Genomic DNA, 19,724 nt, shown 5'->3' on the forward strand with positions numbered 1-19,724 from the left:
ATCCTCTTTGTGCATTGAAGAAGCCGGGCGCCACCGTTGGTACCCGGCGAGGTGTTGATCAGTCGCGTGGGCCGCCTGGGGCAATCACTTCCCGGGAGCCGTTGCTGTTCATTGGGGTAACCACGCCGGCCATCTCCATCGCCTCGATCATGCGAGCGGCGCGGTTGTAGCCGATCTTCAGCTTGCGCTGCACGGCCGAAATCGACGCACGGCGGCTTTCCAGCACGAATTGCACCGCCTCATCATACAGGGCGTCGCTTTCCGAATCCTCGTCGCCACCGCCGCCGCCGCCCTCGAAGCCGCTGCCGGCCTCTTCGACGCCGTTGAGGATGTCATCGTTGTAGTCTGGCGCACCGCGCAGCTTCCAGGCTTCAACCACCCGGTGCACTTCATCGTCGGAAACGAATGCGCCGTGGACGCGGATCGGCAGGCTGGTACCCGGCGGCATGTAGAGCATGTCACCATGGCCAAGCAACTGCTCGGCGCCTCCCTGGTCGATGATGGTGCGCGAGTCGATCTTGCTCGATACCTGGAATGCCATGCGGGTCGGGATGTTGGCCTTGATCAGGCCGGTGATCACATCCACCGATGGGCGCTGGGTAGCGAGGATCAGGTGAATACCGGCGGCCCGTGCCTTCTGGGCGATACGGGCAATCAGCTCTTCGACCTTTTTGCCGACGATCATCATCATATCGGCAAATTCATCGACCACCACCACGATGGTAGGCAGGGTTTTCAGCGCAGGCGGCTCGTCATCCATGCTCTCGCGGCGGTACAGCGGATCGTGGATGATCTCGCCGGCTTCCTGGGCATCCTTGATCTTGCGGTTGAAGCCCGCCAGGTTGCGCACGCCCATGGCAGCCATCAGCTTGTAGCGCCGCTCCATCTCGGCCACGCTCCAACGCAGCGCGTTGGCAGCATCCTTCATGTCAGTGACCACCGGGCACAGCAGGTGCGGAATGCCTTCGTAGATCGACAATTCGAGCATTTTCGGGTCGATCATGATCAGTCGCGCGTCTTCCGGGCCGGACTTGAACAGGATCGACAGGATCATCGCGTTCACACCCACCGACTTACCCGAGCCCGTGGTACCGGCCACCAGCAGGTGCGGCATCTTGGCCAGGTCGGTGATCACCGGCTTGCCGCCGATGTCATGGCCAAGGGCCAGGGTAACCGGCGACTTCTGCTCGTCGTACTGCGGCGTCGACAGCACCTCGGAGAAACGCACCATCTGCCGGTTTTCGTTGGGGATCTCGATACCCACGGTGGTCTTGCCAGGAATGACCTCGACCACCCGCACGCTGGTCACCGCGAGCGAACGGGCAAGGTCCTTGGCCAGGTTGGCGATACGGCTGACCTTGACTCCGGCCGCAGGCTGGATTTCGTAGCGGGTAATCACCGGGCCTGGGTGAATTGAGTCCACCGAAACCTCGACGCCGAATTCCTTGAGTTTGATTTCCAACAGTTGGCCAACGCCGGCCAGGGATTCCGGCGAGTACTCGATCTTCTTCTGCTCGGCCGGGTCGAGGATGGAAATCGACGGCAGAGTGCCTTCCACGGCGCTATCGACGAACAGTGGCGCCTGCTTTTCCTTCATCACCCGCTTGCTCGCCTCCGGCGCCTTGGCCGGCGCCGCCGGCGGCATGATTACCGGGGCCGCGGGTTGCTCACGGGGCACCACCGGCTCGCGAGGCACCACCGGCTCACGCGGTGCGGCAGGCCGGGCTGGTGTTTCGTCGCGCTCGACGATGCGCTCGCGCAGTTGCGGCTTGGCCGGCTCGCGCTTTTCGGCAGTCACGGGCGCTGCGTCGAATGTCGGCTCGTCCACCTCGCGCAGCTGCGCCACCAGGCGCTTGCGCTCATTGCGTGCTTCCCACCAGCGGTTGGCCGCGCCCTGCACCAGCTCGAACAGGTCGAGTGTGATCTTGCCGGTCATGTCCATCACCTTGAACCACGACAAGTCGGTGAACACGGTGAGGCCGAAGAGGAACAGGGCGATGAACATCAGCGTGCTGCCCTGCACGTTCAGCAGGTTGCGCGCCAGGTCGCCGAGGCTCTCGCCCAAGGCCCCGCCCGCAGAAAACGGCAGGCTTGCCGGCGGATGGAAATGGATATGCGCCAACGCAGCGCCCGACAGCACCAGGAACACCAGGCCGATCAGGCGCCAGGAGAACAGCCAGCCACTCCACTGCCAGGGCTGGTGGCGCTCACGGAAGATCTGCCAGGTCTTGATCGCCAACAACAGCGGGAAGATATAGGCGAAGTAACCGAGCACCATGAACAGGATGTCGGCAAAGTACGCACCCGCGCGCCCGGCGGCGTTCTGCACCTGGTCGACGTTGCTGGTGTGGCTGAAGCCTGGGTCGGAGGTGTCGTAGGTCAGCAGTGCCATCCACAAGTACAGGCACAGGGCGCCGACAGCGATCAACGCACCTTCCTTGAGGCGGTAATGCAGCTGCTGCCGCCACAGGGGCACAGGCAAAGGAGCTGGAGTTGCGGTGGATTTCTTCAAAACGCGTCTATTCCTGCGCGTGCTGCGCGTCCAGTAGTGATCGGCCGGTGTCGGGCCAATGAACCACTACTTTTAACATTACTGCCCGCCAGCCGCCATGGCGGCACGCCGTATGGAGCTTGGCTGGGGGCGACTTTCGTATGGTGCAATTTGAGCACGCATTTTCTTTTGTGACAAAGGCTTATGCTGTGTTTTTGCACAGGTGTGACAGCAAATGTGCTGGATGGTGCCGAATGGCTAATGAATGTGTACGAAATTGCCCTTCGCTTTGCCCGCCTGGCCCTGCCCACCGGCAAGCTGACATACAAGGTTGCAGTGCTGCGTTGGCGGCCAAAGAGATTGACCCTGCATTTAACCCACGCCATGCTGCCCTCTCCCCTCCCCCACCGCACGATAGACCATGCTCACCTGGCTGACCCGCGACTCGCTGACCTTCCCACCCCTGGAAAAAGCCCTGCATGACCCCAACGGCCTGCTGGCTGCCGGTGGCGACCTGAGCCCTGAGCGCCTGGTACAGGCCTATCGCCACGGCTGCTTCCCCTGGTACCAGGACGGCCAACCGATCCTCTGGTGGTCGCCCGATCCCCGCACCGTGCTGTTCCCGGACGAGCTGCATGTTTCACGCTCGCTGGCCAAGCTGATGCGCCAGAGCCGCTACCAGGTCAGCTTCGACACCGACTTCCCGGCCGTGATTACCGCTTGCGCGGCTCCGCGTGACTATGCCGACGGCACCTGGATCACCGATACCATGCGCGATGCCTACTGCGAGTTGCACCGGCGCGGCATCGCCCATTCAGTGGAGGTGCGCCACGATGGCGAACTGGTCGGGGGCCTGTACGGCCTGGCCATGGGCCGGCTGTTTTTTGGCGAATCGATGTTCAGCCGCGCCGACAACGCCTCGAAGGTAGGCTTCGTGACCCTGGTCAACCACCTGCGCCAGGCAGGCTTCGTGCTGATCGACTGCCAGATGCCCACGCACCACCTGCACAGCCTGGGCGCCCGCGCCATCAGCCGCGCCAGCTTTGCCGACTACCTCGCCCGCTACCTCGAACAGCCCAACAACGCCACCTGGCTGACCTAGGCGAGTTTTGCCAGCTGGCTTACACTTAAAGCAACGTCTCACCCAAGGGGTCGATCATGACAGAGTTGGCGCGTTTGAAGTTTTATGCCACTCAGCCCCACTCCTGCAGCTACCTGCCGGACGAGCAGGCGACCACGCTGTTCCTCGACCCCAGCCAGCCGATGGACGTGCATGTGTACGCCGACCTTTCGGAAATGGGCTTTCGGCGCAGTGGTGACCATCTGTACCGCCCACATTGCCAGAACTGCAATGCCTGCGTGCCCGCCCGCATCCCCGCTGCGCGCTTCATCCCCAACCGCCAACAGCGCCGCATCCTCAAACGCAATGCCGACCTCACGGTGACAGCGGCGCGCCCGGCCTTCAAGGAAGAATACTTCGACCTGTACCGGCGCTACATCGAAACCCGCCACGCCGATGGCGACATGTACCCACCCAGCCGCGATCAGTTCTCCACCTTTCTGGTGCGCGACCTGCCGTTCTGCTGGTTCTATGAGTTTCGCCTGGCGGGCCGCCTGCTCGCGGTGGCGGTCTGCGATTTGCTACCCAATGGCCTGTCAGCGGTCTACACCTTCTACGAGCCAGACGAAGAGCGTCGCAGCCTGGGGCGTTTTGCCATCCTCTGGCAGATTACCGAGGCCTTGCGCCAAGACCTGGAAGCGGTCTACCTCGGTTACTGGATAAAGAACTGCAAGAAGATGAACTACAAGACGCAGTACCGCCCCATCGAACTGCTGATCAACCAGCGCTGGGTTACCCTCAACTGAAAGCATTGGCTTGAAACACTATTTTCCGGCATAATCCACGCCACTTTTTTGCCCGGTGCGGTTATGCGTCGGGCCAACACTGGACACCGAGGGCTCAACTGCATGTCGAAAGAAGACAGCTTCGAAATGGAAGGTACTGTCGTCGACACCCTGCCCAACACCATGTTCCGCGTGGAGTTGGAAAACGGGCACGTCGTAACCGCGCACATCTCCGGAAAGATGCGCAAGAACTACATCCGTATTCTCACTGGCGACAAGGTCCGCGTCGAACTGACGCCATACGACCTGAGCAAAGGCCGCATCACTTACCGTGCGCGCTAAGCTCCAGCCATGAAAAAGCCCGGCCATGTGCCGGGCTTTTTTGTGGGGGCAATTTGTCGGCGACTGGGCCGCAAAGCGGCCCTTATGTCACGCAACCTCAGCCGTGGTCTCGAAGTCGAACACCAGTTCGCCATGGCGCAGGTCGATGTGTACCACACCGCCATGCTCGGCCAGCTCGCCAAACAGGATCTCCTCGGCCAAAGGCCGCTTGATCTTGTCCTGGATAAGCCGCGCCATCGGCCGCGCACCCATCTGCACATCGTAGCCGGACGCCGCCAGCCAGCCGCGAGCGGCATCGCTGACTTCCAGCAGCACACGCTTGTCTTCCAACTGGGCCTGCAGCTCGATGAGGAACTTGTCGACGATGCTCTTGATCGTCTCGTGGCTCAGGCGACCGAACTGGATGATGGTATCCAGGCGGTTGCGGAACTCCGGCGTGAAGCTCTTGCGAATGACTTCCATGGCATCGGACGCATGGTCCTGATGAGTGAAGCCGATCGACGCCCGCGCTGCGGTTTCAGCACCCGCGTTGGTGGTCATGATCAGGATCACGTTACGGAAATCGGCCTTGCGCCCGTTGTTGTCAGTCAACGTACCGTGGTCCATCACCTGCAGCAGCAGGTTGAAGACTTCTGGGTGGGCCTTCTCGATTTCGTCGAGCAGTAACACGCAATGCGGCTGCTTGGTGATGGCCTCGGTCAACAGGCCGCCCTGGTCGAACCCGACGTAGCCAGGAGGCGCACCAATCAGGCGCGATACCGTGTGCCGCTCCATGTACTCGGACATGTCGAAACGCACCAGCTCAACACCCAGCGCCTTGGCCAGCTGCCGTGCAGCCTCGGTCTTGCCCACCCCGGTAGGGCCGGCGAACAGGAACGAACCGACGGGCTTATCCGGCGCCTTGAGGCCTGCGCGGGACAGCTTGATCGCAGTGGCCAGCGAATCGATGGCCTGGTCCTGGCCGAACACGGTCAGCTTCAGGTCACGCTCCAGGTTGCGCAGCAGTTCCTTGTCGGAACTGGTGACGTGCTTAGGCGGAATCCGCGCAATCTTGGCGACGATGTCCTCGACCTGTGGCACGTCAATCCGCTTGACCCGGTTGGCCTCCGGCTGCAGGCGCTGGTAAGCACCGGCCTCGTCGATAACGTCGATGGCCTTGTCCGGCATGTGGCGGTCATTGATATAGCGCGAGGCCAGCTCGGCCGCGGCGCGCAGCGCCTCGTCGCTGTACTCGATGTTGTGGTGGCTCTCGAAACGCCCCTTGAGGCCGCGCAGGATGCCCACAGTGTCTTCCACCGAGGGCTCGCTGACGTCGACCTTCTGGAAGCGCCGCGCCAGGGCACGGTCTTTTTCGAAGATACCGCGAAACTCCTGGAAGGTCGTTGAGCCGATGCAGCGAATCTCGCCGGACGACAGCAACGGCTTGAGCAGATTGGACGCGTCCATCACCCCACCCGACGCCGCACCGGCACCGATGATGGTATGGATTTCATCAATGAACAGGATCGCCTGCGGGCGCTTGCGGAGCTCGCCAAGCAATGCCTTGAAACGTTTTTCGAAGTCGCCGCGGTACTTGGTGCCGGCCAGCAGCGCGCCAAGGTCCAGGGAGTACACCACGCTTTGCGCCAGCAGGTCAGGCACTTGGCCATCAACGATGCGCTTGGCCAGGCCCTCGGCGATGGCGGTCTTGCCGACACCCGCCTCACCCACCAGCAACGGGTTGTTCTTACGCCGGCGAGCGAGGATCTGCGCAACGCGCTCGACCTCCTGCTCCCGCCCTACCAGCGGGTCGATCCGCCCGGCGCGGGCCAGTTCGTTCAGGTTGCTGGCATAAGCATCCAGCGGATTGCTCGAGGAAGCGGTCTCGCCACCCTCCTCATCCTGCATTTCCTGGTCGCTTTCGGCATGCGAACCATGCCCTGGCACCTTGGAAATGCCGTGGGCAATGTAGTTGACCACGTCGATACGGGCCACGCTTTGCTGCTTGAGCAGGAACACGGCCTGGCTTTCCTGTTCGCTGAAGATCGCCACCAGCACATTGGCACCGGTCACTTCACGTTTGCCGGAGCTTTGCACGTGGAACACGGCACGCTGCAGCACACGCTGGAAGCCTAGGGTCGGCTGGGTTTCGCGGTCTTCGTCGTTGACCGGAATCAGGGGGGTGGTGGAATCGATGAACTCTTGCAGGTCGTGCTTGAGTTTGTCGAGATTGGCGCCACAGGCGCGCAGAACGGTCGCGGCAGCCTCATTGTCAAGGAGTGCCAGCAGCAGATGTTCGACGGTCATGAACTCATGACGCTTCGAACGGGCCTCCTTGAAGGCAAGATTGAGGGTGACTTCGAGCTCGCGGTTTAACATAGCTTCACCTCATACCCAAGTGGTCGGCGATTAACCGTCCTTCTCGATTTCACAGAGTAGCGGATGCTGGCTTTCCCTGGCGTATTGGTTGACCTGCATGGCCTTTGTTTCGGCGATGTCACGGGTAAACAATCCGCACACTGCCCGCCCCTCGGTATGGACGGTCAGCATGATCTTGGTCGCCAGCTCGCGGTTCAGACTGAAGAACGTCTCGAGCACTTCGACGACGAAATCCATTGGCGTGTAGTCATCGTTGAACAAAACCACCTTGTACATCGGTGGCGCCTGCAGGATCGGCTTGGCTTCCTGAACCGCAAGACCTGAGCCATCGTCCTCATTCGATTGCGGGCGATCCTGATTGAATGTTAGTCGAATCTCACTACGTGCATGCATGGAAAGAATTTCATCATGAGCGACAGGTTAAGGTTGTGGGTTGACCGCATAGGCGCCTACTGGCGCGGGCGCCGGCTGACCTTGACTATCGGCAAAACGGTGTTACAACCAATAAGAACCCACCGTGGTCGATAAAGATCCGCGCAGTCAACCAGATTTTTCGCAGGTTCGTATGCGGATGAAGTGGATGATACTCCAGTGATGGAGTCCTTTGCAGAGGGACATAGGGATGGCAAGCGGTAAAGTCAAGTGGTTCAACAATGCCAAGGGCTACGGATTCATCAATGAAGACGGCAAAACCGACGATCTGTTCGCCCACTACTCGGCGATCAAAATGGACGGTTACAAGACCCTCAAGGCCGGACAAGCTGTGACCTTCGAGATCGTCCAGGGCCCCAAGGGCCTGCACGCGACCGAAATCACCAATGCTACCGCCAACACCTCGACCGGAGTCTCGCACCCAACCAGCACCGCTGAAGTCTGAACCCTGCCATCTGCCGGCACCCGAACAACCGGTCGCCCTTGTAACAGGACGACCGGTTTTCCTTTGCCCTACATGTGCTTGATCATCGCATCACCGAAGCCGGAGCTGCCGACCAGTGTCGCACCGTCCATCAGGCGCTCGAAGTCATAGGTCACGGTCTTGGCCGCAATCGCGCCATTGGTGCCCTTGATGATCAGGTCCGCCGCCTCGGTCCAGCCCATGTGGCGCAGCATCATTTCCGCAGAAAGAATCACCGACCCCGGGTTGACCTTGTCCTGCCCCGCATACTTGGGTGCGGTGCCGTGGGTCGCCTCGAACATGGCCACAGTGTCTGACAGGTTGGCCCCCGGGGCAATGCCGATCCCCCCGACTTCCGCCGCCAGCGCATCGGACAGGTAGTCACCGTTGAGGTTGAGCGTGGCGATCACGTCGTACTCGGCCGGGCGCAGCAGGATCTGCTGGAGCATCGCATCGGCAATGGCATCTTTGACGATGACTTCACGGCCGCTCTTGGGATTCTTGAACTTCATCCACGGCCCACCGTCGAGGAGCTCGGCTGCGAACTCATCCCTGGCCACCTCGTAGCCCCAATCCTTGAAGGCGCCTTCGGTGAATTTCATGATGTTGCCCTTGTGCACCAGGGTCAGTGATTCACGGTCATTGTCCACCACGTATTGCAGGGCCTTGCGCACCAGACGCTTGGTACCTTCGCGGGACACCGGCTTGACGCCGATACCGCAGTCCTGGTCGAAGCGGATCTTGGTGACGCCCATTTCCTCCTTGAGGAACTTGATTACCTTGTTCGCCTCGGGCGAGCCGGCCTTCCACTCGATGCCGGCGTAAATGTCTTCGGAGTTCTCGCGGAAGATCACCATGTCGACATCACCGGGTTTCTTCACCGGGCTCGGCACGCCCTGGAACCACAGCACCGGGCGCAGGCATACATACAGGTCCAACTGCTGGCGCAGGGCAACGTTCAATGAACGGATGCCACCACCGACCGGCGTGGTCAGAGGCCCCTTGATCGAGACAACATACTCGCGCACCGCGTCGAGGGTTTCCTGGGGCAGCCAGGTGTCCTGGTCATAGACCTGGGTGGCCTTTTCCCCGGCGTACACCTCCATCCAGGCAATCTTGCGCTTGCCGCCGTAGGCCTTCTGCACGGCAGCATCCACGACCTTGATCATCACCGGCGAGACATCGACGCCAATCCCGTCGCCTTCGATATAAGGAATGATGGGGTTGTCGGGCACATTGAGCGAATGGTCTGCATTGACGGTGATCTTGGTGCCGTCGGTCGGAACCTTGATTTTCTGGTATCCCATGCTTGCACTACTCCGCGTTCGGGTGTGATTGGACATCATGCGATCCACTGAGCCTAAACCACATCTGCCGACCTGCAAGCGGCCGAACCTGTGCCGCCTTCGGCAGCCCTTTTGCCAAGGCCTGCCCTGCGGCAATCCACCACATTGCCCCTACGTCTTTGGTCTTATAAATGGCACCGATGTCACTTCGCCTTGCTGATTAGCCCGAATGGTTTGATATACTGCGCCGCGACCGTAGGGTCATTGGGGCGAACCCTTGGAAAATGCGGCTCGCCCTTGGCCAAGAACGGCCACGAAGCCTGGGCTGTTACCGCAGTTCAGCACTTGACGCTCGACTGATGCATCCACCATCACCGCTCGCAGCCTCTCGACTTTCCGCTCATGGCGTCGCCAGGGCGAAGCGCCTACCCTGCGCACCTCGAGACTCGAGTACGCTCAGCACATAGAGAGTTAACCCGCATGCCCACCCGTTCCAAGATCATCTATACCTTCACCGACGAAGCCCCCGCCCTCGCCACTTACTCGCTGCTGCCGATCGTCGAAGCGTTCACCGCCTCGGCTGACATCGCCGTCGAAACTCGCGACATCTCCCTGGCTGGCCGTATCCTCGCGGCTTTCCCGGAGCAACTGGGCGCAGAGAAGCAAGTAGGCGATCACCTGGCGGAACTGGGCCAGCTGGCTACCACCCCTGAAGCCAACATCATCAAGCTGCCGAACATCAGCGCCTCGGTACCGCAGCTCAAGGCCGCGATCAAGGAACTGCAGGGCAAAGGCTTCAACATCCCGGACTACGCCGACGAGCCGGCTACCGCCGAAGAAAAAGAATCCCGCGCGCGCTACGACCGCATCAAGGGCAGCGCCGTGAACCCCGTGCTGCGCGAAGGCAACTCTGACCGCCGTGCACCGCTGTCGGTGAAGAACTACGCACGCAAGCACCCGCACAAGATGGGCGCCTGGGCCGCCGACTCCAAGTCGCACGTGGCCCACATGACCCAGGGCGACTTCTACGGCAGCGAAAAGGCCGCACTGATCGAGGCTGACGACAGCTTGCGCATCGAGCTGGTCGCCAAAGACGGCACCACCACCGTCCTGAAAGAAAAGACCGCCGTCAAAGCTGCCGAGGTCATCGACTGCGCCACGATGAGCCGCAATGCCCTGAAAGCCTTCATCGCCGAGCAGATCGCCGATGCCAAGGCCGCCGGTGTACTGCTGTCGGTTCACCTGAAGGCCACCATGATGAAGGTTTCCGACCCCATCATGTTCGGCGTGATCGTCGAAGCGTTCTACGGCGACGTGCTGGCCAAGCATGCTGCTGCCCTGACTGAAGTCGGCTTCAACGCCAACAACGGTATCGGCGACCTGTATGCCCGCATCAAAGACCTGCCAGCCGACAAGCAGGCCGAGATCGAAGCCGACATCCAGGCCCTGTACGCCGAGCGTCCTGCGCTGGCCATGGTCAACTCCGACAAAGGCATCACCAACCTGCACGTGCCAAGCGACGTTATCGTCGACGCATCGATGCCGGCCATGATCCGCGACTCGGGCAAAATGTGGAACGCCGCCGGTGAACTGCAGGACGCCAAGGCGATCATCCCGGACCGCTGCTACGCCGGCATCTACCAGGCCACCATCGAAGACTGCAAGGCTAACGGCGCCTTCGACCCAACCACCATGGGCAGCGTACCGAACGTCGGCCTGATGGCGCAGAAGGCCGAAGAGTACGGCTCCCACGACAAGACTTTCCAGGTCAAGGCCGACGGCGTCGTGCGCGTGGTCGACAGCAAGGGCAAGGTCGTTCTGGAGCAGAACGTCGAAGCCGGTGACATCTTCCGCATGTGCCAGACCAAAGACGCGCCGATCCAGGACTGGGTCAAGCTGGCCGTCAACCGCGCCCGCCTGAGCAACACCCCGGCGGTGTTCTGGCTGGACCCGGCTCGCGCCCACGACGGCGTGATGATCGAGAAGGTGCAGAAGTACCTGAAGGACCACGACACCACTGGCCTGGACATCCGCGTCCTGGCACCGGTCGAGGCCATCAAGTTCTCCCTGGCACGCATTCGCGAAGGCAAGGACACTATTTCGGTGACCGGCAACGTGCTGCGCGACTACCTGACCGACCTGTTCCCGATCATGGAGCTGGGCACCAGCGCCAAGATGCTGTCGATCGTTCCGCTGATGAACGGCGGTGGCCTGTTCGAAACCGGCGCTGGCGGTTCGGCACCGAAGCACGTGCAGCAGCTGGTCGAAGAAAACTTCCTGCGTTGGGACTCGCTGGGTGAATTCCTGGCCCTGGCCGCTTCCCTGGAGCACCTGGGCAACACCTACGACAACCCGCGCGCCAAGGTCCTGGCCAACACCCTGGACCAGGCTACCGGCAAGTTCCTGGACACCAACAAGTCGCCTTCGCGTAAAGTCGGTGGCATCGACAACCGCGGCAGCCACTTCTACCTGACCCTGTACTGGGCAGAAGCCCTGGCCGCCCAGACTGACGACGCCGCCCTGCAAGCGCGCTTCGCCCCCCTGGCAAAAACCCTGGCCGAGAACGAAGCGACCATCGTCGCCGAGCTCAACGCCGTCCAGGGCAAACCGGCCGACATCGGTGGCTACTACGCACCGGATGCCGCGCTGACCGCCAAGGTGATGCGCCCAAGCCAGACCCTGAACAGCGCCATCGCGGCACTGTAAGGTTCGCTTGAAGTAACAGCACAAACCCCGGCCACGCACCGGGGTTTGTGCTTTCTGGGAATCGGCGCTGCTACGCAGCCCCAGCGATTGAAGGACAGGCCTATGACCTGGCAACCCCATATCACCGTCGCCACCGTCGTCGAAGACCAGGGCAAATTCCTTTTCGTCGAAGAATTCAAGGCCGGCCAGCACGTCTTCAACCAACCTGCTGGCCACCTGGAACCTTTCGAGACCCTGCCCCAGGCCGCCCTGCGCGAAACCCTGGAAGAAACGGCCTGGGAAGTCGAGCTCACCGGCGTGGTCGGTATTTACCTGTACACGGCGCCCAGCAATGGTGTGACCTACCAGCGCATCTGCTTCGCCGCACGCCCCGTGCGCCATCACGACGATCTGGCCCTGGACAGCGACATCGTCCGCGCCGTCTGGCTGACCCGCGAGGAACTGCTGGCCGAGCCCTCGCGCTGGCGCAGCGAACTGGTGCCACGCTGCCTCGACGACTACCTGGCCGGCCCGCTGCACAGCCTTGCCCTGCTACGCGACTGACGCGCAGCCTCGGGTTTGATAGAATCGGCGTTTTTCCCCTCTGATACACATCGGTAGCCATGACCAGCCCAGCACTCAAAGACCCCGCCAAGACCCGCGTCATCGTCGGCATGTCCGGCGGCGTGGACTCTTCCGTCTCCGCCCTTCTGCTCATCGAGCAGGGCTACCAGGTGGAAGGGCTGTTCATGAAAAACTGGGAGGAAGACGACGGCACGGAATATTGCACCGCCCGGGAAGACCTGGCCGACGCCCAGGCCGTGTGCGACCGCATCGGTATCAAGCTGCACACCGCCAACTTCGCCGCGGAGTACTGGGACAACGTCTTCGAGCATTTCCTCGAGGAGTACAAGGCTGGCCGCACGCCCAACCCAGACATCCTCTGCAACCGTGAAATCAAGTTCAAGGCGTTCCTCGACTACGCCCTGTCGCTGGGCGCCGACCTGATTGCCACCGGCCACTATGTGCGCCGCCGCGACACGGGCGAGCTCACTGAATTGCTCAAGGGCCTGGACCCGAACAAGGACCAGAGCTACTTCCTGCACGCTGTCGGTGGCAAAGAGATCGCCCGCACTCTGTTCCCCGTGGGTGAACTGGAAAAGCCCGAAGTACGCGCCATTGCCGAGAAGCATGGCCTGGCTACCGCCAAGAAGAAGGACTCCACCGGCATCTGCTTCATCGGCGAGCGCCGTTTCAGCGACTTTCTCAAGCAGTACCTGCCGGCCCAGCCTGGCGACATCGAAACCACCGAAGGTGAAGTGATCGGCCGCCACCACGGCCTGATGTACCACACCATCGGCCAGCGCCAAGGCCTGGGCATTGGCGGCCTCAAGGACGCCGGCGACGAACCCTGGTACGTCCTGCACAAGGACCTGACCCGCAACGTGCTGGTGGTCGGCCAGGGCAACGAACACCCGTGGTTGTTCTCCCGCGCATTGCTCGCCTCGGAGATTTTCTGGGTCAACCCGATCGACCTCAGCAGCCCGCGCACGCTCACCGCCAAGGTGCGCTACCGCCAGAGTGACCAGCACTGCACCCTGGAACGCACCGCAAGCGGCTATCGCGCGGTGTTCGACGAACCGCAACGCGCCGTTACGCCGGGCCAGTCGGTGGTGTTCTACGACGGCGAGGTCTGCCTGGGCGGCGGCGTGATCGAAACCGCCGAGCCATGGAGCCCGCGCGCATGAGCAACCTGCAGGAGCAATTGATTGCCCTGGGTGGCGTATTCCAGGCTGCCGTGCTGGTCGACCGCATTGCTCGGACCGGCCAGGCCAGCGAGGCCAACATCGGCTGCATGCTCGGTAGCCTGCTGGTGCGCGACCCCAAGAACACCCTGGAGGTGTTCGGTGGTGACGACCTTAACCTGCGTGACGGCTACCGCGCGCTGGTCGGCGCCCTGGAGCGCGACCCCAGCAGCCTGCAGCGCGAACCACTGCGCTACGCCCTGTCGATGCTCGGTCTCGAGCGCCAGCTCAACAAGCGCGGTGACCTGCTCGACACCATCGGCAACCGCCTGCCACAGATCCAGTCCCAGGCCGACCACTTCGGCCTGGTTCACGAAAACGTGATCGCCTCCAGTGGTGCGTTGTACCAGGACACCCTGAGCACCCTGCGCCAGCGCATCCAGGTGCACGGCGACATGCGCTTCCTGCAGCAATCCAGCAACGCCTCGAAGATCCGCGCCCTGCTGCTGGCCGGCATCCGCGCCGCACGCCTGTGGCGCCAACTGGGCGGGCACCGCTGGCAGCTGGTATTCAGCCGGCGCAAGCTGCTCAACGAACTGTACGACATGATGCGCAGCCCCTCCTGATGGGGTTCTGACCGTTCCGGCAATAAAGCCGTAACGGATTGGCCTGACCTTTGGTCAGCCACCCGACCTGGGCGCATTTTTCATGTATGATATGCGCCCTTCCAAAAGCCTGACTGTCCGAGAACACCCCATGCAGCTCTCTTCGCTCACTGCGGTTTCCCCTGTAGACGGCCGTTACGCCGGCAAAACCCAGGCCTTGCGCCCCATTTTCAGCGAATTCGGCCTGATCCGTTTCCGCGCCCTGGTCGAAGTGCGCTGGCTCCAGCGCCTGGCCGCTCACCCGCAAATCGGCGAAGTGCCGGCATTCTCCGCCGAAGCCAACGCCCTGCTGGACAGCCTGGCCACCGACTTAAAGCTCGAGCACGCCGAACGCGTCAAGGAAATCGAGCGCACCACCAACCACGACGTCAAGGCCATCGAGTACCTGCTCAAGGAGCAGGCCGCGCAGTTGCCGGAGCTGGCCAAGGTCAGTGAGTTCATCCACTTTGCCTGCACCAGTGAGGACATCAACAACCTGTCCCACGCCCTGATGCTGCGCGCCGGCCGTGACGAAGTGCTGCTGCCGCTGATGCGTCAGATTGCCGAAGCTATCCGCTCGCTGGCCCATGCCCACGCTGACGTGCCGATGCTGTCGCGCACCCACGGCCAGCCGGCGTCGCCGACTACCCTGGGCAAAGAGCTGGCCAACGTCGTGTATCGCCTGGAGCGCCAGATCGCTCAGGTGGCCGCCGTGCCGCTGCTGGGCAAGATCAACGGCGCCGTGGGTAACTACAACGCCCACCTGTCGGCCTACTCGCAGATCGACTGGGAGCAGAACGCCCGCGCCTTCATCGAAGACGAACTGGGCCTGGTGTTCAACCCCTACACCACCCAGATCGAACCGCACGACTACATCGCCGAGCTGTTCGACGCCATTGCCCGCTTCAACACCATCCTGATCGATTTCGACCGCGACGTCTGGGGCTACATTTCGCTGGGCTACTTCAAGCAGAAGACCGTTGCTGGCGAAATCGGCTCGTCGACCATGCCGCACAAGGTCAACCCGATCGACTTCGAGAACTCCGAAGGCAACCTGGGTATCGCCAATGCGCTGTTCCAGCACCTGGCCAGCAAGCTGCCGATCTCGCGCTGGCAGCGTGACCTGACTGACTCGACGGTGCTGCGCAACCTGGGCGTCGGTTTTGCCCACAGCGTCATCGCCTACGAAGCCAGCCTCAAAGGCATCGGCAAGCTGGAAGTCAACGCCGCCCGCATCGCTGCCGACCTGGACGCCTGCTGGGAAGTGCTCGCCGAGCCGATCCAGACCGTAATGCGCCGCTTCAACATCGAGAACCCCTACGAGAAGCTCAAGGAGCTGACCCGTGGCAAGGGCATCACGCCTGAAGCGCTGCTGACCTTCATCGACGGCCTGGACATGCCAGCCGAAGCCAAGGCCGAGCTCAAGCAATTGACCCCTGCCAGCTATATCGGTAACGCCACAGCACAGGCCAAACGCATCTAAGCTGACCGTCGCGTTCAACGCCCGGCCTGGCCGGGCGTTTTTATTCCCGGACGAAAATTACGTTTTTTCAATAGGTTGAACATGAATCCTGATACTCCACTGCAGCTGCTCGGCGGCATCTCGGCCCGCGAATTCATGCGCGACTACTGGCAGAAGAAGCCGCTGCTGGTGCGCCAGGCGTTCCCGGACTTCGAAAGCCCGATCGACCCCGACGAGCTGGCCGGCCTGGCCCTGGAAGAGGAAGTCGAGTCGCGCATCGTGCTCGAGCACGGCGCCCACCCGTGGGAGCTGCGCCGCGGCCCGTTCAACGAAGACACTTTTGCCGAGCTGCCAGAAAAAGACTGGACCCTGCTGGTGCAGGCGGTAGATCAGTTCGTGCCAGAAGTGGCCGAACTGCTGGAGCCTTTCCGCTTCCTGCCGAGCTGGCGCATCGATGACGTGATGATCAGCTTCGCCGCCCCGGGTGGCAGCGTCGGCCCGCACTTCGACAACTACGACGTATTCCTGCTGCAGGGCCATGGCAAGCGCAACTGGAAGATCGGTCAGATGTGCAGCAGCGACAGCCCGCTGCTCGAGCATGCCGATCTGCGCATCCTCGCCGAATTCGAACAGAGCGGCGAGTGGACCCTGGAGCCTGGCGACATGCTCTACCTGCCGCCTCGTCTGGCTCACTACGGCGTGGCCGTGGACGACTGCCTGACCTACTCGGTCGGTTTCCGCGCCCCGAGCGCCGCCGAAGTGCTGACCCATTTCACCGACTTCCTCGGCCAGTTCCTGCCGGACGAAGAGCGCTACAGCGACGCCGACGCCCAACCGGTCAGCGACCCGCACCAGATCCAGCACGACGCCCTCGACCGCCTCAAGGCATTGCTCGACAAGCACATGAGCGACAAGGACCTGCTGCTGACCTGGTTTGGCCAGTTCATGACCGAGCCGCGCTACCCGGAGCAGGTCGTGGGTGAAGCGCTGAGCGAGGAAGAACTGATCGAAGCCCTGGAAGACGGTGCCATCCTGATCCGCAACCCCAGCGCGCGCATGGCCTGGTCCGAGCTCAACGATGACCTGATGCTGTTCGCCAGCGGCCGCAGTTGCCCGCTGCCCGCCAAGCTGCGCGAGCTGCTGAAGCTGGTCTGCGCCGCCGACGCGTTACACATCGACAACCTTGAAGAGTGGTTGCAGGATGAAGATGGCCTTATGCTGGTACAGCAACTGATCAAACAAGGAAGCCTGGGATTCGCCAATGAATAAGATTCGTGTGCGCCTCGCTGACTGGCAGAAGGACAACGCTGATATCCGCCGTATTCGTGAGGCCGTGTTTGTGGCCGAACAGCATATTCCGCCGGAGCTTGAGTTCGACTCGGAAGACCAGGACGCGCTGCACTTCCTGGCCCTTGAGGGCGATTATCCGGTTGGCACCGCCCGTCTGCTGTCCGACGGCACCATTGGCCGCATCTCGGTGCTCAAGGACTGGCGCGGGTTGAAGGTTGGCGATGCGCTGGTCAATGCGGTGATCGTCGAAGCGCAGAACCGCGACCTCAAGCAGCAGATGCTCAGTGCTCAGGTGCACGCCACGCCGTTCTACGAGCGGCTGGGCTTCCGCGTGGTCAGCGAGGAGTTCCTCGAAGCCGGCATCCCGCATGTGGACATGGTGCGTGACTCCTGCGATATCGCCTGAGCCCGGCAGATGTTGAGCTGACCGCCCCACCCCGGCACGCTGCGCTCCCACACGTACCCATCGCCCTGAAAGGCGGTGATGAACCTGTAGGAGCCGGCTTGCCGGGGCCAGGGCCGGTGAACACAGCAACATTCCCACTGACAAAACCTGTACATCCATCCAGATAAAACTTGCCTCAGCGCCCCCGCTTGCGCATCCTAGTGCCCATCACTCCCGATGAAGCGTTTGCGGCCATGCGCCTGTTCCTCTGCGAAAAACCCTCCCAGGCCAAAGACATCGCCAAAGTCCTCGGCGCCCAGCGTAAGGGCGACGGCTGCTGGCAAGGCACCGACGTCTGCGTAACCTGGTGCATCGGCCACCTGCTCGAAACCGCCCCACCCGACAGCTACGACGAGCGCTACAAGCGTTGGAACCTGGCCGACCTGCCAATCATCCCGGAAAAATGGAAGATGCTGGTCAAGCCCAAGACCGCCAGCCAGTTCAAGGCCGTCAAGCGCCTGCTCGGCGAGGCCCGTGAACTGGTGATCGCCACCGACGCCGACCGCGAAGGCGAGATGATCGCCCGCGAGTTGGTCGAACACTGCCGTTACCGCGGCCCGATTCAGCGCTTGTGGCTGTCGGCACTGGACGACGCGTCCATCCGCAAGGCCTTGGCGCGTCTGCTGCCCGGCCAGGAAACCTTCAACCTCTACCACTCGGCGCTGGGCCGCTCACGGGCCGACTGGCTGATCGGCATGAACATGAGCCGGCTGTTCACCCTGCTAGGCCGCCAGTCCGGCTACCAGGGTGTGCTGCCGGTGGGCCGGGTGCAAACCCCGACACTGCGCCTGGTGGTCGACCGCGACCGCAGCATCGCCGATTTCGTGCCGGTACCGTTCTGGGCCATCGACGTGCAGCTCGAACATGCCGAGCAAGGCTTCAACGCCCAATGGCGCGCGCCGGAAGACGCCTGCGACGACCAGGGCCGCTGCCTCAATCAGGCCCTGGCGCAACAGGCCGCCAGTGACATCGGCAACGCCGGCAGGGCGCGGGTGCTCGAGGTCGCCACCGAGCGCGTACGCGAGGCAGCGCCCCTGCCCTTCGACCTCGGCACCCTGCAGGAGCTGTGCTCAAAAAAGTTCGGCCTCGGTGCCCAGGAAACCCTCGACATCGCCCAAGCGCTGTACGAAACCCACAAACTGATCACGTACCCGCGCAGCGATTGCGGCTACCTGCCCCTCAGCCAGCACGGCGAAGCGCCAGCGATCATCAGTGCCTTGCAGCGCGCCGACGCCACCCTGACGCCACTGCAAGCGCACCTCGAACCCCAGCGCCGTTCGCGGGCCTGGAACGATGCCAAGGTCAGCGCCCACCACGGCATTATCCCCACCGCTGCCGCCAGCGACCCTTCGCGCCTGCCCGCCAAGCACAAGGCGGTCTACACCCTGATCCGCGCCCGCTACCTGGCGCAGTTTCTCCCCCACCATGAGTATGACCGCACCCAGGCTGAGTTCGACTGTGCAGGCCACGCCCTGCGCGCCGTAGGTAAACAGATCGTCGAGCCGGGCTGGCGCCGCGCCCTGCCCGAGGCGTTGGCACCGGCCAAGGGCCGCGAGGCACCGCCGGCCCAGGTCTTGCCTGCGCTGCACGAAGGCCAGGACTGCACAGTGCAAGGCCTGCAACTCAAAGACCTGTGGACCCAGCCACCCAAACCGTTCACTGAAGGCGACCTGATCAAGGCCATGAAGAACGTGGCCAAGCTGGTGGACGACCCGCGACTCAAACAGAAGCTCAAGGAAACCACCGGCATCGGCACAGAAGCGACCCGTGCCAGCATCATCCAGGGCCTGCTCGACCGCGGCTACCTGGTCAAGCACGGCAAGGCACTGGCCGCCACTCCGGCCGCCTTCAGCCTGATCGACGCCGTCCCCCGCGCCATCGCCGACCCCGGCACCACGGCGATCTGGGAGCAGGCACTGGACATGGTGCAGCGTGGCGAGATGAGCCTGGAGGAGTTCGTTGCCCGGCAGTCGGCGTGGATGGGCAAGCTGGTGGAGCGTTGCAGCGGCATGCGCATGACTATCACCGGGCCGGCGGTGGCAAAAGCAGCGCCGTGGAAGAAAAAGCCTAGGAAGGCGGCTGCAGGCAAGCCAAGGCAACCGAAGCGCAAGGCAACAAAAACATCCGGTTGAGAGGGTTGCCGGTTTCGGTCTGCTCGCTGCCTTACAGGCGGGCGGGCTTGCCCATGAGTGGCCCGCGAAGGGCTGCCGATCGAACCGCCACCCGGTTTGAGTGG

16 protein-coding genes are annotated in these 19,724 nt (G+C 62.5%); 12 read left to right on the forward strand and 4 right to left on the reverse strand.

Annotated features, from left to right (window positions below; genetic code table 11):
* Nucleotides 1-58: 58 nt before the first annotated feature.
* Complete coding sequence (locus APH34_RS14035; RefSeq protein ID WP_082422807.1) at nt 59-2,512, reverse strand: DNA translocase FtsK; 2,454 nt, start codon at nt 2,510-2,512, stop codon at nt 59-61.
* Nucleotides 2,513-2,912: 400 nt separating this feature from the next.
* On the opposite strand from APH34_RS14035, the gene aat reads away from it, so the two are divergent.
* The 3 genes from aat to infA all read left to right on the forward strand — a co-directional run bounded on the left by aat (nt 2,913) and on the right by infA (nt 4,678).
* Entirely contained in the window at nt 2,913-3,593 is a 681-nt protein-coding gene (gene aat / locus APH34_RS14040) for a leucyl/phenylalanyl-tRNA--protein transferase (RefSeq protein WP_054901636.1), read from the forward strand.
* A gap of 56 nt (nt 3,594-3,649) precedes the next feature.
* Nucleotides 3,650-4,357, forward strand: coding sequence for an arginyltransferase (locus APH34_RS14045; protein ID WP_008097741.1), 708 nt, complete (start codon nt 3,650-3,652; stop codon nt 4,355-4,357).
* Nucleotides 4,358-4,459: 102 nt separating this feature from the next.
* Nucleotides 4,460-4,678 (forward strand): translation initiation factor IF-1, encoded by a 219-nt coding sequence (gene infA, locus APH34_RS14050; RefSeq protein ID WP_002553999.1) that lies wholly within the window; start codon nt 4,460-4,462, stop codon nt 4,676-4,678.
* A gap of 87 nt (nt 4,679-4,765) precedes the next feature.
* Here the strand turns inward: infA and clpA are convergent, their stop codons facing one another.
* Together clpA and clpS are read right to left on the reverse strand one after the other, a co-directional pair.
* On the reverse strand, nt 4,766-7,036 hold the full coding sequence (clpA, locus tag APH34_RS14055; protein ID WP_054901637.1) for an ATP-dependent Clp protease ATP-binding subunit ClpA: 2,271 nt from the start codon (nt 7,034-7,036) through the stop codon (nt 4,766-4,768).
* A gap of 30 nt (nt 7,037-7,066) precedes the next feature.
* Nucleotides 7,067-7,429 (reverse strand): ATP-dependent Clp protease adapter ClpS, encoded by a 363-nt coding sequence (gene clpS / locus APH34_RS14060; protein ID WP_012315251.1) that lies wholly within the window; start codon nt 7,427-7,429, stop codon nt 7,067-7,069.
* Between the two features lie 229 nt (nt 7,430-7,658).
* Here clpS and cspD point away from each other — a divergent pair, with 229 nt between their 5' ends.
* Nucleotides 7,659-7,913 (forward strand): cold shock domain-containing protein CspD, encoded by a 255-nt coding sequence (gene cspD, locus APH34_RS14065; protein ID WP_054901638.1) that lies wholly within the window; start codon nt 7,659-7,661, stop codon nt 7,911-7,913.
* 68 nt (nt 7,914-7,981) lie between these two features.
* Here cspD and icd read toward each other — a convergent pair whose 3' ends face one another.
* Complete coding sequence (gene icd / locus APH34_RS14070; protein ID WP_054901639.1) at nt 7,982-9,238, reverse strand: NADP-dependent isocitrate dehydrogenase; 1,257 nt, start codon at nt 9,236-9,238, stop codon at nt 7,982-7,984.
* 459 nt (nt 9,239-9,697) lie between these two features.
* Between icd and APH34_RS14075 the strand changes: the two genes are divergently transcribed.
* The 8 genes from APH34_RS14075 (at nt 9,698) to APH34_RS14110 (ending at nt 19,620) form a co-directional block, all read left to right on the forward strand.
* Nucleotides 9,698-11,923, forward strand: coding sequence for an NADP-dependent isocitrate dehydrogenase (locus APH34_RS14075; protein ID WP_054901640.1), 2,226 nt, complete (start codon nt 9,698-9,700; stop codon nt 11,921-11,923).
* A gap of 102 nt (nt 11,924-12,025) precedes the next feature.
* A complete protein-coding gene (locus APH34_RS14080) occupies nt 12,026-12,466 on the forward strand; it encodes an NUDIX hydrolase (RefSeq protein WP_054901641.1) in 441 nt (146 codons plus the stop codon).
* Between the two features lie 59 nt (nt 12,467-12,525).
* Nucleotides 12,526-13,650: a tRNA 2-thiouridine(34) synthase MnmA gene (gene mnmA, locus APH34_RS14085; protein WP_054901642.1), complete on the forward strand. Its 1,125-nt coding sequence runs from the start codon at nt 12,526-12,528 to the stop codon at nt 13,648-13,650.
* Nucleotides 13,647-14,273 (forward strand): high frequency lysogenization protein HflD, encoded by a 627-nt coding sequence (hflD, locus tag APH34_RS14090; RefSeq protein WP_054901643.1) that lies wholly within the window; start codon nt 13,647-13,649, stop codon nt 14,271-14,273. The genes mnmA and hflD overlap by 4 nt, the downstream gene beginning before the upstream one ends.
* 130 nt (nt 14,274-14,403) lie before the next feature.
* A complete protein-coding gene (gene purB / locus APH34_RS14095) occupies nt 14,404-15,774 on the forward strand; it encodes an adenylosuccinate lyase (protein ID WP_054901644.1) in 1,371 nt (456 codons plus the stop codon).
* A gap of 81 nt (nt 15,775-15,855) precedes the next feature.
* Nucleotides 15,856-17,022 carry a cupin domain-containing protein gene (locus APH34_RS14100; RefSeq protein ID WP_054901645.1) on the forward strand — a complete coding sequence of 389 codons (1,167 nt, stop codon included), beginning with the start codon at nt 15,856-15,858 and terminating at the stop codon, nt 17,020-17,022.
* Nucleotides 17,015-17,449, forward strand: coding sequence for a GNAT family N-acetyltransferase (locus APH34_RS14105; protein ID WP_054901646.1), 435 nt, complete (start codon nt 17,015-17,017; stop codon nt 17,447-17,449). The genes APH34_RS14100 and APH34_RS14105 overlap by 8 nt, the downstream gene beginning before the upstream one ends.
* A 233-nt stretch (nt 17,450-17,682) precedes the next feature.
* Nucleotides 17,683-19,620 (forward strand): DNA topoisomerase III, encoded by a 1,938-nt coding sequence (locus APH34_RS14110; RefSeq protein ID WP_054901647.1) that lies wholly within the window; start codon nt 17,683-17,685, stop codon nt 19,618-19,620.
* Nucleotides 19,621-19,724: the final 104 nt, after the last annotated feature.

Origin of the sequence: Pseudomonas sp. NBRC 111131 (genome assembly GCF_001320525.1) — a bacterium.
GTDB lineage: Bacteria > Pseudomonadota > Gammaproteobacteria > Pseudomonadales > Pseudomonadaceae > Aquipseudomonas > Aquipseudomonas ceruminis.